Source organism: Candidatus Neomarinimicrobiota bacterium (assembly GCA_030743815.1).
Taxonomy (GTDB): domain Bacteria; phylum Fidelibacterota; class Marinisomatia; order Marinisomatales; family S15-B10; genus UBA2146.
Window position 1 is genome coordinate 1 of record JASLRT010000042.1, and the last position, 12,533, is coordinate 12,533.

9 protein-coding genes and 1 tRNA gene are annotated in these 12,533 nt (G+C 50.3%); 3 read left to right on the top strand and 7 right to left on the bottom strand.

Going from position 1 to position 12,533, the window contains the following annotated elements; translation table 11 throughout:
* Positions 1–186: 186 nt before the first annotated feature.
* From QF669_03900 to QF669_03915, 4 genes are read right to left on the bottom strand one after another with little or no spacing between them, the layout of a single operon-like run.
* Positions 187–1,353, bottom strand: a complete 1,167-nt coding sequence (locus tag QF669_03900) for a hypothetical protein (GenBank protein MDP6456588.1) — start codon at positions 1,351–1,353, stop codon at positions 187–189.
* A 52-nt stretch (positions 1,354–1,405) separates the two neighbouring features.
* Complete coding sequence (locus QF669_03905) at positions 1,406–3,397, bottom strand: S9 family peptidase (GenBank protein ID MDP6456589.1); 1,992 nt, start codon at positions 3,395–3,397, stop codon at positions 1,406–1,408.
* Positions 3,339–3,683, bottom strand: coding sequence for a hypothetical protein (locus QF669_03910; protein MDP6456590.1), 345 nt, complete (start codon positions 3,681–3,683; stop codon positions 3,339–3,341). The genes QF669_03905 and QF669_03910 overlap by 59 nt, the downstream gene beginning before the upstream one ends.
* A 6-nt stretch (positions 3,684–3,689) precedes the next feature.
* Entirely contained in the window at positions 3,690–5,366 is a 1,677-nt protein-coding gene (locus QF669_03915; protein ID MDP6456591.1) for a LysM peptidoglycan-binding domain-containing protein, read from the bottom strand.
* 23 nt (positions 5,367–5,389) lie between these two features.
* Here QF669_03915 and yidD point away from each other — a divergent pair, with 23 nt between their 5' ends.
* Complete coding sequence (gene yidD, locus QF669_03920) at positions 5,390–6,094, top strand: membrane protein insertion efficiency factor YidD (GenBank protein MDP6456592.1); 705 nt, start codon at positions 5,390–5,392, stop codon at positions 6,092–6,094.
* A gap of 53 nt (positions 6,095–6,147) precedes the next feature.
* Here the strand turns inward: yidD and aceA are convergent, their stop codons facing one another.
* Positions 6,148–7,524: an isocitrate lyase gene (gene aceA / locus QF669_03925; GenBank protein ID MDP6456593.1), complete on the bottom strand. Its 1,377-nt coding sequence runs from the start codon at positions 7,522–7,524 to the stop codon at positions 6,148–6,150.
* A 34-nt stretch (positions 7,525–7,558) separates the two neighbouring features.
* Complete coding sequence (gene aceB, locus QF669_03930; protein MDP6456594.1) at positions 7,559–9,220, bottom strand: malate synthase A; 1,662 nt, start codon at positions 9,218–9,220, stop codon at positions 7,559–7,561.
* 149 nt (positions 9,221–9,369) lie between these two features.
* Here aceB and QF669_03935 point away from each other — a divergent pair, with 149 nt between their 5' ends.
* Together QF669_03935 and QF669_03940 are read left to right on the top strand one after the other, a co-directional pair.
* Positions 9,370–10,938, top strand: a complete 1,569-nt coding sequence (locus tag QF669_03935) for a DUF3612 domain-containing protein (protein MDP6456595.1) — start codon at positions 9,370–9,372, stop codon at positions 10,936–10,938.
* A gap of 404 nt (positions 10,939–11,342) precedes the next feature.
* The gene (locus QF669_03940; GenBank protein ID MDP6456596.1) at positions 11,343–12,389 is read left to right on the top strand and encodes an SUMF1/EgtB/PvdO family nonheme iron enzyme; all 1,047 of its coding nucleotides are present in this window, start codon (positions 11,343–11,345) and stop codon (positions 12,387–12,389) included.
* A 21-nt stretch (positions 12,390–12,410) separates the two neighbouring features.
* On the opposite strand, the gene QF669_03945 is transcribed toward QF669_03940, so the two are convergent.
* Positions 12,411–12,484: transfer RNA gene (locus QF669_03945), tRNA-Thr, on the bottom strand.
* Positions 12,485–12,533: the final 49 nt, after the last annotated feature.

Genomic DNA, 12,533 nt, shown 5'->3' on the forward strand with positions numbered 1-12,533 from the left:
CGGTGAGATGGCACTGCTGGATCAGGAACCGAGATCAGCTTCAGTCACTTCTACAGAAGAGACAACCTTACTTGAGATTAACGGCGAAGACTTTTATGACCTTATGGCCAGCAGGATGGAGATTATGCAAGGTATCGTCAAAATCCTGACACAACGTCTGCGTGAGGCTAACGCTTAGCCTTAGTATTAAGCCCGCCAATCGCCGCGGGCAATCGCCTCTGGATTGTCGAAGCGGAAGGAACTGAAGACCAACCCTTTCACCGTCGCCTGACTTAAGAGTTTCGCTTCTTCATCCGAACGTTCATCCCACTGGCGAGCCACGTAGAGGTCAGTCGCGTGACCGTCAAATGCAGGAGCGTATATTGAGGTGATATGTTCTGTCAGAGAAGGGAGATTGTGGCCAGTAAGGTAGTTCTGGATGTAGCCCGTGCCACGGTGCATGGGCCAGAGTTGGTGCCACATGGAAGGGCACTGAGATGAGTTCTGATTAATCACCAATTCGTCGACAATCCCATCGGCAACCCACTGACGCCACTGAAGGGCGGCGTTACTCAGGGGTGGTCCGAGCACATCACCTCTCGGCACACCGACAGAAAGACGAGCTCCACTCCCGTCCAGATTTCCGCGTAATTCTCTCAGAAAAAGGGTGAAATATTCGCCCAACAGCTCACGCCACATCTCCAGATCGAAATCCTCTCTGATGATGTCCACCCCGTACCGCTCCAGATAGTCCCGGCGAACGGGCTCATTGAAGCCGAACTGATCGGCAAAATCAGCGGCCCGGGATTGGGAGCGGAGACAGATGAACAGCCCATCATATTCCGTGCCCGTCAGGAGTTTGCTGAAGCGCTCCCTGAAGTGCCGCCGGACTTCAGGATAGGCGAGGCAGAGCACTCCCCACTGCTGCTTCTCGCCAGATCGGTCCACCACGGCGAATTCAGGATGCTCCCGGCTGAAACCGCTCTGCCAGCTTACGTGTTGGCAGTGCATCTCGTTGTGATAGCTCACTTCACGAACCTCTTTGGGCGGGAGGGGCCACCCCTCGTCAAACAGTGAAACGTAAAGGTACGCCTTCATCCCCGCCTCGTGGGCCAGAGTGGGAACCACTTCAGAATCGTCCCAGTCGATTTGCGCCGCGCTCTTCTGGGTGGAATGCTGATAGCCCTCAGCCGCGTCGAACTCTCCATTGAGAGCTGTTTTAAGATGTCGCCACTGGAGAGCAGTTGCGCCCAGCTTCTCCCTCCATTTTACCATCCTCCGCTCGAGCGATTCGGGGGACGCAAGCTTCCCGTCTCCCTCGCCGAAGGTGAGATGATCACCCCAGGAGACGCTGATGATATTGCTGAATTTCATGTATTGCTATGATGGCACCATCCGTACCGCTCCGAAGAGGCTCCAAAACTTCTCAAGGTTTAGATTGGAGCAGATACTTCTCCCAGAAGAGGCTCACCACGTTGTAATAGGTGTCACGGTTGGATTTCTTGCGGAAGCCGTGTCCTTCGTCCATGGCCACCATGTACCAGACGTCGCCGCCGTTCTTGCGGATCACCTCCACCATCTGATCAGACTCCGTCACCGGCACCCGTGGATCGTTATATCCCTGGGCGACGAACATAGGCTTGGTGATCTTGTGAGCGTTGTTGTTGGGAGAAATTTTTTGCAGAAAGGCACGCATTTTCGGATCGCGCTCATCGCCGTATTCAGGCCTCCGTAGGTCACGACGATACGGTTTCGTATTCTCAAGGAAGGTGACAAAATTGGAAATCCCGACGATATCGACAGCACACCGCAGTCTGTCGTTGTAATGCGTCATGCTCGACAGGACCATATATCCTCCGTAAGAGCCTCCGTAGACGGCAATCCGCTCCCTATCAAGATCTGGGCGCTTCTCAATCCAGTCCAGGAAGGCGCCGATATCTTTCACAGTGTCCTCACGCCTGTAGCCGTTGTCCATAAGAAGGAACGACTTGCCGTATCCGTTGGATCCGCGGACGTTTGTCGCCAGAACCGCCAAACCAAGCTCATTGATCCAATACTGGAAAGTGGACGAGAAATACGGCCGGTACTGACTCTCTGGTCCGCCATGGATATAGACAACCACAGGATGGGGCCCCTCCCCTGCCGGCTTGAAGAGAAAGCCCGAAATATCGAGACCGTCGAATGATTTTACATGTACTAACTGCGGGACGGAAAAGCTGTCCGTATCGAGACCTCCCACCTCGCTTTTTGTCCACCGTTCCAGTTTCTTGCGGCGGATGTCCAAAACAGTGATATCGCTAGGGGTCTGCGGTGTGTTGATAGTGAGGGCAAGGTAACGGTCATCAGGACTGAAGTCGAGTCCACCTATTCCCCCCACAGGCAAGGGAGGAAGTTTCACTTGCCGATCTCGCTTGAGATCCAGGAGGTGAAGTATGGCAATCCCGTCTTCGTTGGTGACATACGCCAGATAGCGCCCATCATGAGAAAGGGAGACGCCTGTTACGTTCCATCCCGCATCTTCTGTAATGGGATGAAGTTCACCAGTGGCAAGATCGTAGCAGCGCAGATTCCTGAACTCTGATTCATAATCGGTCGTAATATAGATCCCCTTACCGTCCTCGGAAAAGACGCCACCACCGAAAGCGATTTTCTCTTCCGATTCGGGCCGGAGTGAAGTCATTTCGCCTGTCTCCACATCTACTACATACGGATACGACTCGTTCACCGATACATACTTGAGGACGGTGATTTTACTGTCATCCGGAGACCAGTCGGAAGGGAACCAGGCACCTTCTTCCTTTACCACAGCTTTCGGCTCGGTTCCATCTATCGTACCCACATAGACCCACGTATCCACGTCGTTGCCCATGGTACTGGTAAAAGCGAATTTATCCCCTCTGTTCGACCACGGCCCAAGACCGTTCCTCGACTTCCCATCGGTGAGCATTCTGGCAGTGCCGGTGGTCATATCAAACCAGAAGATCTGGTAATATTCGCTCCCGCCCACGTCCTTGGAAAAGAGAAATCCACGCTGCGACACATCAGGACAGAAGTATCCTCCTCCCACAGGTTCATGAAAGAAGGTGACCTGCTGACGGGCCCCCATAGGATTTGCCAGGTAGTGGAGCTGGGAGGTTTCGGCAAAACGGGTGTTGATGAGCATCCCATCACCGGCAGGATCCCACGAAGCTATGTACGCTGATCGAGTGTTCTGATATTGACGTGTCCGTTCTTTGACAGATGCCGGTATTGCAGGAATATCCTCCAGGATCAGATTGCCTATTTCCTCCCTCTCCTGACCTTGAAGGAAAAAGAATAAAACAGAAAAAAGAACAATACCCGTTTTTACGGACAGTCGCCTACTTCTTTCTCCCCGGCTCATCAAACAGTTTCTCCACCTTTTCTTCAATGATTTCATCAGTCTTCTCCTTCAGACCCTCTTTCGCCTCTTCAACCTTCTTGGTGAAGGCTTCCTTCCCATCCTGAAAACCTTTCGTCACTGTTTCCTTCAGATCCTCACGCGTTGTCGGAATTTCCTTGTCGGTCCATACAAGATAGCCGAGGTAGATGACTAAGAGCAGCACCATCACAATCGTCAGCTTCAGCAGCCGTCTCACCATGGAAAAGACCAGCAGAATCGCCAGCACGATAACCACCGCCAGAAGAACGGGATTTGACATCAACTGGTCAATGAGAGATTCCATGTTAGCCTATTCTCCTCCCGCCGGGATTTTCAATTCCTGACCCGGCCGTATAAGATGGGGGCTCTTAAGCATATTCCTGTTCAAATCGTAGATCTCCTCCCAGCGGGCGCCTTTCCCCAGCTGTTGTTTGGCAATCTTCCACAGCGACTCTCCCGGCTGGACGATGTATACCAGTGCAACAGCATCATCAGGTTCATCTTCGGGTTGTTCTAGCGTCGCTACAACTGTCGCCGCCTCTTCGTCTTCCGATTCAACAATAACCGCAATTTCCTCCTCTATCGTTAGTTCAGCCACTGTCTCTATTTCAACCTTCTCAACTGTCTCATTCGTGAGCGGCACAGGTACTTCCGCTACCTCAACTTCGGTGACAGGATGCCGGCTCCTCCCCATGAAATCAGCGAAAGCAAAGTCTGGACTGTTGTTCTGATCATGGCATCGTATGCACTTCTCCTCAGTAATGGACAGCGTGGTGTGGACGGCCGGTTCCGATAGGTGTTCCGCCGGTGTATAGTGACATTCGGTACAGTTTACGTTCTTGAGGCCACCGGTGATGTTATAATTGAGATAGCCATCGCTGCGGCCGAAGCCGGTAGTGTGGCAGGCGAGGCAGTCTGGTGACTTCTCCTTGTGGTCGTGCTTCAGCGTCGCTAGAGACCGCGCATGACCGGTGACGGCCCAATGATCAAACTGCCCCTCGTGGCACGAAGCGCACTGTTGTGATGACGAGACAAGATAAGCCGGCGGAACAGGGACGATCCGCTCTACACGCTTGCCGACCTTCAGTCCGCTGAGTCGGTTGTACTCGATGATCATATCTATCACCGCGGGGTCGTTGGGCAAAACGATGTCCATGGCAACCAGCGATCCTTCATGGACACTGATAGTCTTCGACCCATCAAAGGTAAGTTTCAACTGACCTACATAATACCCGTCCTTCCCGGCCTGAACGATGAGTGTATTACCCACCATTTCCGGCTCAGTCATTACCGTCTGCGTATGGCTGCCGACAATTACATCAATCTGAGGATACTCAGCCGCTAATTCCCGGTCCGCGTCCACTCCCATATGAGAAAGGACAACCACAACATCAACCCGCTCTGCGAGATCGGTCAGCCTCCCCTTCAAGACATCCGTATAGGCAGCTACTTCCACAGCCTCCTTCACTCGGGCAGGATAGAACGAAAAAACGCCGGGATCGATTACAGAAAGGATGCCAAAGGAGATACCATTCTTTGTGATAACTTTCTCGCGCTCCAAGTTTGAGAACTGAGGTCTGGTTAGATTAGTGGAAATGAAAGGGAGTGTCGATTCTTCTACCAGCTCTTCAAGAAAATTGACGCCGCGGAAAAATTCCTGATCACCCAACCCCACCGCATCGTATGGAATCATCTCATAGGCGCGGAAGGCGATGCTGTCCTTCAGCGTCTTTCTGGAAGCGGAAAGAAAATCGCCGGCGTCAACCAAAAGCGTGTTGGGATGGTCTTTGAGCCAGTCACGGATGTACTGCACCCGTTTCTCTAGCGAACCGTATGACTTCCCGGGGCAGAGACAGTTTTCGAGCGCACCGTTTGTATTGTTCGTATGAAGAATGTAAACTTCTCTGGTAGCGGGTTCCTGAGCGCACAGAATACCCAGAATTGCGGTAGCTCTAAGAAAAATGTGAAAACGGTGCAAGTTCTTCATACCATCAAGAAGTAGTATGGAATATGAGTGAAAAGCGGCTACAATTCAAGGGTAATCTGACCTCGCCGCAGATTGGGACAGGTGCGATAATTCTGCTGCTCATTGCGGGATCAATCAAGCCTGTTAGCGGCCAGACACGCTACCCCGCCGATAGTATTTTAACTGCACAGAAGACTTCTATTGTGAAGAAAACTGTTCTGGTGCCTGTATCACTCTGGCAGCGTCTGAGCTACAAAACTTCCCTCCTAAACTGCCAGTTTCACCCAAGCTGCAGTAACTACGCTGCCTTAAGTATCTCTCATCACGGAGTTCTGGTGGGATCGGTACTGACGGCTGACCGCATTATCAGGTGCAATCCGGCTGCTCTCCACTACCAGGTCCAACAACTCAGCTTATCAAACCCCTCGTCAGTCGGCTTTCATAACGACGGGCGACTGGAGAACCCAGTGCCGGACAGGATCTTCGAAACGTCCGCCGCTTACGGGAAGTCTCCTCTTCTCGCAGCGGGAATCTCAGCTATGATTCCTGGTGCAGGAAGGATCTACACCGGTAGAGCCTGGGACGGTCTTTTCGGATTCATTACCGTGGGTATGCTAACGACCGCCACTTACACGAATATCAGCACGGGAAATGGGTGGGGAACCGCCTTGTCAGCGGCTGCGGCGCTTATTTTCTATTGTGGCGAGATTATTGGAGCCTATCGTGCGGCCGCGGAAACCGCTTCTTAGGCAAACCTCGCGGTGGAAGGGCTGAAATAACGTCAGCCGGATTACAACTGAAGCTATGAATTATTCGAAAACTGCGCTTCCTCAGTGGAGCCCGACAGTGCACCCACAGAGCTCGCTCCGTCCGTGATGCAGTTCATAACGCGGTCAAAATAACCTGTACCGACAAACTTCTGGTGAGTGATGGCCATGTAGCCGCTCTCCCTTTCGTGCTCAAACTCTTCCTGCTGAAAATTTGAGTAGGCCAACATCCCATTTTCCCTATAACCGCGGGCAAGATCGAACATGCCGAGGTTAAGCGCATGGAATCCCGCCAAGGTGACAAACTGAAATTTGTAACCCATGGTAGCCAGTTCTGACTGAAAATCAGCGATAGTATCATCGTCCAGATGATGTTTCCAGTTGAATGAAGGCGAACAGTTGTAGCTGAGCAGTTTGTCAGGATATTGTGACTTGATCCCTTCAGCGAACAGTTTTGCTTCCTCCAGTGAGGGGTAGGACGTTTCGCACCAGATCATATCGGCATAAGGGGCGTAGGCGAGACCCCGAGTTATTGCCGCATTGACACTACCTTCGAAACGGAAGAATCCTTCGGATGTTCTAGGATCATCGGTGATAAAAGGATGATCTCGCTCATCAACATTGCTAGTTATCAGTCTAGCCGCATCGGCGTCAGTCCTGGCAATGAGGATGGTGGGCACACCACAGATATCAGCCGCCAGACGCGCTGCAATGAGTTTGTTGATAAATTCGGACGTCGGTACCAGCACTTTGCCGCCCATGTGACCGCACTTCTTGGCCGATGCCAGCTGATCCTCAAAGTGGACGCCGGCGGCTCCAGCATCAATCATTCCTTTCATCAGCTCGAAGGCATTCAGCGGTCCGCCAAAGCCGGCTTCCGCATCAGCTACAATAGGCGCGAACCAGTACGGCCCGTTCCTTCTGCCATCAAGAACCTGGATCTGATCTGCCCGGCGTAGGGCGTTATTGATCTTCCTGACGACCGCTGGTACACTGTTAGAAGGATAGAGACTCTGGTCAGGATACATCTCTCCCGCCAGGTTTGCATCAGCCGCCACCTGCCATCCACTGAGATAGATCGCCTGCAGACCAGCCTCTATCTGCTGTACTGCCTGATTGCCCGTCATGGCGCCAAGGGCATTAATATAAGACTCAGTCTGCAACAAATGCCACAGCCGTTCCGCACCGGCCTGTGCGAATGTGTGCCACACCTTCAAAGTCCCCCGCAGCTTGAGGACGTCAGCCGGACTGTAGGGTCGAACTATCCCCTGCCACCGTGGATCTTTTGCCCAGAGATTCTCCAGGTGCTGAATGTCGTCCGGGTCTACATCGTGGCTGAAAACACGCTTCTCCCTCTCAAGAGCCCGTTCTTCAATTGATAGTGATTTTATTTTTTCTTCGACTGTTGTCATGGCGGTCTATCCTTCCATTTGTTAAGCTTGTGGTTTAATCAAGATGTTTGTAGGCACGCAGTGTTAAAAATTCTTCCAGCTCTTCATTGGCAATGATTTCGTCAAAGAGTTGAGAAGCTAACCTGTAACCTCCGGATTCAAACTGTTCTTCGCCCACAGTGTCCTCGATGCGAGCCATCTCTTCGCTCTTCACGTTGCGATAGAGATCGAACGTTACGTCCCTGCCGTCAGACAGAGCACCTTTTGGATGATGGACCCACTGCCATACCTGCGTCCTGGATATTTCGGCCGTGGCGGCGTCTTCCATAAGATTATCCAGCGGCACACAGCCGTTACCGTTCACCCAGGCGGCCATGTACTGAATCCCGATGCTGATGTTTGTCCTCAATCCCTTTTCTGTGATTTCACCCTTGGGAACTCGCAGCAAATCCACAGCGGATATGTTCACATCACTTCTGAGGACATCCAGCTGATTGGCACCACTCATTCCCCTGTCGAACGACTCCGACGCCACAGACACCAGGCCGGGATGAGCGACCCACGTACCGTCGTGCCCCGCCTTCACTTCCCTCTCCTTATCAGCCTGCACTTTCGACAATGCCACCTCATTGGCCTCTGGATCGTTCTTGATTGGAATCTGTGCCGCCATCCCTCCCATAGCATGGGCGCCACGACGGTGACATGTCTGAACCAGCAGGTCAACATACGATTGCAGAAAATGGCGGTTCATGGTGACTACTGCACGATCCGGTATCAGAAAATCGGGGCGACTTCTGAACTTCTTAATGAAACTGAAAATATAATCCCACCGGCCACAGTTGAGACCCGTGGAGTGATCTTTCAGTTCGTACAGTATCTCATCCATCTCGAAGGCTGCCAGAATATGTTCAATGAGTACCGTCGCCTTAATGGTCCCGCGGGGGAGGCCCAGCAGATCCTGGGCAGTGATGAAAACATCGTTCCAGAGGCGGGCTTCGTGATGATTCTCCAGTTTAGGGAGGTAGAAGTAGGGACCGGTACCGTTAGATAGTGACGCTTTAGCATTATGAAAAAAGTACAGTCCGAAATCGAGTAGACTGGCTGAGATCGGCTGACTATTGAAAAGAATATTTTTTTCTCCGAGATGCCATCCCCTGGGCCGTACAAGGAGGGTAGCGATCTTGTCATTCAGAGCATATGACTTTCCGCCGGGAACTGAAAGTGTGATCGTCCGGTTGACGGCATCTCGAAGGTTGAACTGTCCCTGGATAACATTGTGCCACGTGGGCGCCAGAGAATCTTCAAAATCGGCCATGAATACTTTCGCACCAGAATTGAGGGCGTTAATAATCATCTTACGGTCAACGGGGCCCGTAATCTCCACTCTTCTGTCGTCCAGATCAGCCGGATGGGGAGCAACCTTCCACTTGCTTTCGCGAATCTCCGCTGTCTCAGAAAGAAAATCCGGCATCTGACCGGCATCCAGCTTTTCCTGCCGTTCCTTCCGTTTCTGCAACAGATCGGCTCTGCGCCCCTCAAACTGACCGGCGAGAGTAGCTACAAACGCCACTGCTTCCGGCGTCAGGATTGCGGCATAATCATCAGTAACAGGTCCGGTGATTTCAACATCGTGCCTGCTTAAAACCTCATTGATCGTCTTCTCTCGGCTCACGACCGGTTCAGAGACACCTGTTCCTGTATTTGTATGATAATTCATTCTATTTCTCAGTAATAATTCGAGAACGACCTGCGTAACCCAAGCAAATTAGTAAAAGAAATATAGTTACATTTATAGAAAATATTGTAAATTTTTGCAAGAAAAATTTGACAGTGTCAATTTTTCGACAATTAACGGTAACCGCATCAATGAGTAACCAGATCAAGAATATTCATTTTCTCGGCTCTAAGATCAGGACTCTCAGAAAAAGAACAGGTCTGACGCTTGAAGATCTGGTAACTCGATGCATGCAAATCGATCTCCGGTCAGCTCCTTCTATTTCATATCTCAGTCTTATCGAGAACGGCAAGCGAACACCTTCACGTCGGCTACTGGATCTGCTGGCCCAGGTATTTCAGCGGGACTCGTCATGGTTTCTCGATGACGGCAGCCAGCTCGATCAGGTTGATATCAGCAGCGACAGGCGCAAGGCGGACCGGCTTCTTCTAGAGCCGGCAGCGCTTTTTTCGCACAACCTGCTGGAAATTTCTCTGCCAGAACTACTGGCTCAATCGAGGGTCTCGGGACGCCAGTTTGCCCACATTCTCATCAGAGCGTATCAGGAGGAACACCAGAACCGATTTCCGGAACTTGAACGAGCGGCTGATGAGATCAGTGGCAAGAAATTTCCCATCAGTCTGGCACAACTGCGCGAAGCCTGTAAAAAGTACGGCCTAACGCTCAAGTGGTTTGATCGCGCCCCCTTCACCACCACAGACGACGCAGGAAATGAGATCAGTACCTTCTTCAGATCGTTCTTCTCACCGCCGTCAACTGTGTACCTCAACAAACTCTTGCAGGATCAGAACGCGCGCCTGAAGTACGATCTTGCCTATCATCTGGGCCACAGCATTCTTCACGGCGGCGACGGCATTATTTCCAGCCAAGCCACAGGAGGCGAACTGGGGGGTTCACCGAAACCGTCACCGGTGGACGCCGCTACCATGACACAGAGGGATATCCTTTTGGCCTGGCGCGATTTCGAATGCAGCTTCTTCGCGGGAGCACTACTCTGTCCCAGGCAACCGTTCAAGAGATACCTTTTCCAGAAAGGTTATGACATCTTCGCCGGCAAACAGATGGAGCTGACGGCATCGGTAGTCATGCGCAGGATGACTGCCGTTTCTCCCTATCAACACTGGCACTACTTCGATATCTATCCGCCCAATCACCTGAGGGCGGTATATCGCGGAAACGGCATCCCCTTGCCGTGGGGAACCATGACCCACGATCCCGACCCGTGCAGCCAGTGGGCCCTCTTTCAACTCGCCTCTCAAGGCGTTGAAGGGGCAACTTCTATCCAGATTTCTGTCATGAGAAACGAAAGCTTCGCACGTCTTTACAGTTGTATCGCTACGCAGTTGGAAGACGGTGCCGGGAACCTACATACAGTATCGGTTGGCATCGATCTGATGCCTATGCTGGAGTCGCAAGGGTACGACGCCACTGGCATTGCCGAAACGATTGCTGACCGCTGCGACACTCTTGGAGGCGAGTCACAGATACCTGATGAGGCTTCCAAGCAGATTATGGCCGTCTCGAGGATTCTCAATATCAACTGGGTCGAAGAAGCTGTGCAACAGCCGGCACGAATCATCTGTCAGAGAAGCTCGCACTGCCCGCGGATGCAGCGATGCACCACAGCCAAAGAACCATCAGGAGAAAGACTGACTTGGGTCGATGAAATCAGACAGGAGATAGTCGCCAGCGGTGAATAGTTTACGTCCGTCCATACAGATTTACTTCACCATTAATGAAGGCAATAATCCATACTGTTTCTGTTAATACGAGAAATAACTAAATTCGCGCGCGTACTGCCACAGTAGCTCAGCTGGTAGAGCAGTTCATTCGTAATTTTAATTTGTAATAAGGTTATAGACGAGAGACAATAAGTTAAACCTTAAAAAATCTATTCAGTATCTATTCAGTAAAGTAATGAAAATCAAAAAGTATTCAGTAAAAGTATTCAGTAAAAATGATTATTAAAATCTATTCAGTAGTGTGAGATCAATAACTCGCTATTCACTATATGATATAGTGTTTTGTTCTTAGATTCGATTAATACAATCAACGAGGTCTATTATTATATTAGAATTGAAAGACCTGACTAAAGGAGGTTGAAATGAAAAAGACATTTCTAATCGTATTACCATTATTTCTCTTTATTGGCTGTGAAAAAGAAACTCTCCTAGATAAAGATGGAATAAAGTATAGTTCAAAAACAAATACTCCTTATAATGGAATTTGGACTAATTATTTTGAAAATGGAGAAATAAGTAGTGAGATTTTTTATGTGGATGGAAAACGTAATGGTAAAACTATTTACTATAATAAAAACGGAAATAAACAGGAGAATGGAAATTATAAGAATGGCGAAAAAGTAGGTAATTGGACAGGGTATAATAAAGATGGTGAGAAATTTCATTATTCTATTATCCCCGGTATGGTTTACGTTACTGGTGGCACATTCCAAATGGGAGGTGAACTAAATTTGGTGCAATACAAGAGTTCTTTGGAAGAAATTCCGCACACCGTAACGGTTAGCAGTTTCTATATGGATAAAACGGAGGTCACACAGGCGGAATACCGCCAGGAGACAGGAAGATTACCAAGTTGTGGTTATGGTGGAAATAACCTTTGTGATGAATGTCCGGTAGAGTGTGTAGATTGGGGTGATGCCGTTGACTACTGTTCAAGAGTAGGCAAACGTCTTCCCACGGAAGCGGAATGGGAATATGCCGCTCGGGGTGGAAACAAAAGTAAGGGCTATAAATATTCTGGAAGTGATAAACTTGGTGATGTTACAATACACGATAACTCTATCCATCCAGTGGGACAGAAACAGCCCAACGAACTAGGAATCTACGACATGTCTGGTAATGTGGCGGAATGGTGCTATGACTGGTATGGTGATTACAGCAGTTCATCGCAGACAGACCCTAATGGTCCTAAATCAGGTAGGATTCCTAAAACATCTGCATTTGATTCTCGGAGTTATTCACATTATACAAGCTCAGGTTTTCGAGGTCGCGTCGTCCGTGGCGGTCACTCGGCTAATGGTCGGGTTTACTTAAGGGTTGAAGCTCGTTTAGAGGAACCGGAGTCGTGGGGTATGTATGGCGGTCCCTCTGTGCATACAGGAATCCGTTGTGTCTCAGACGCCAAGTAACGGGGGGGGTTGCTTATGAAGAGCCGGGTATGGGATTCGAACCCACCTACTACTGATTACGAATCAGTCGCTTGAACCAACTCAGCTAACCCGGCGTTAAATCATCTAAATAATTTAGTAAAACATAACATATTTTTGTTATGG

Bases quoted from the DNA above. Each gene is read 5' to 3' on its own strand.
- QF669_03910 (MDP6456590.1), bottom strand. From the start codon at position 3,683: ATGGAATCTCTCATTGACCAGTTGATGTCAAATCCCGTTCTTCTGGCG.
- QF669_03900 (MDP6456588.1), bottom strand. From the start codon at position 1,353: ATGAAATTCAGCAATATCATCAGCGTCTCCTGGGGTGATCATCTCACC.
- yidD (MDP6456592.1), top strand. From the start codon at position 5,390: ATGAGTGAAAAGCGGCTACAATTCAAGGGTAATCTGACCTCGCCGCAG.
- aceB (MDP6456594.1), bottom strand. From the start codon at position 9,220: ATGAATTATCATACAAATACAGGAACAGGTGTCTCTGAACCGGTCGTG.
- QF669_03935 (MDP6456595.1), top strand. From the start codon at position 9,370: ATGAGTAACCAGATCAAGAATATTCATTTTCTCGGCTCTAAGATCAGG.
- QF669_03915 (MDP6456591.1), bottom strand. From the start codon at position 5,366: ATGAAGAACTTGCACCGTTTTCACATTTTTCTTAGAGCTACCGCAATT.
- QF669_03940 (MDP6456596.1), top strand. From the start codon at position 11,343: ATGAAAAAGACATTTCTAATCGTATTACCATTATTTCTCTTTATTGGC.
- QF669_03905 (MDP6456589.1), bottom strand. From the start codon at position 3,397: ATGAAATCATTGAAGAAAAGGTGGAGAAACTGTTTGATGAGCCGGGGA.
- aceA (MDP6456593.1), bottom strand. From the start codon at position 7,524: ATGACAACAGTCGAAGAAAAAATAAAATCACTATCAATTGAAGAACGG.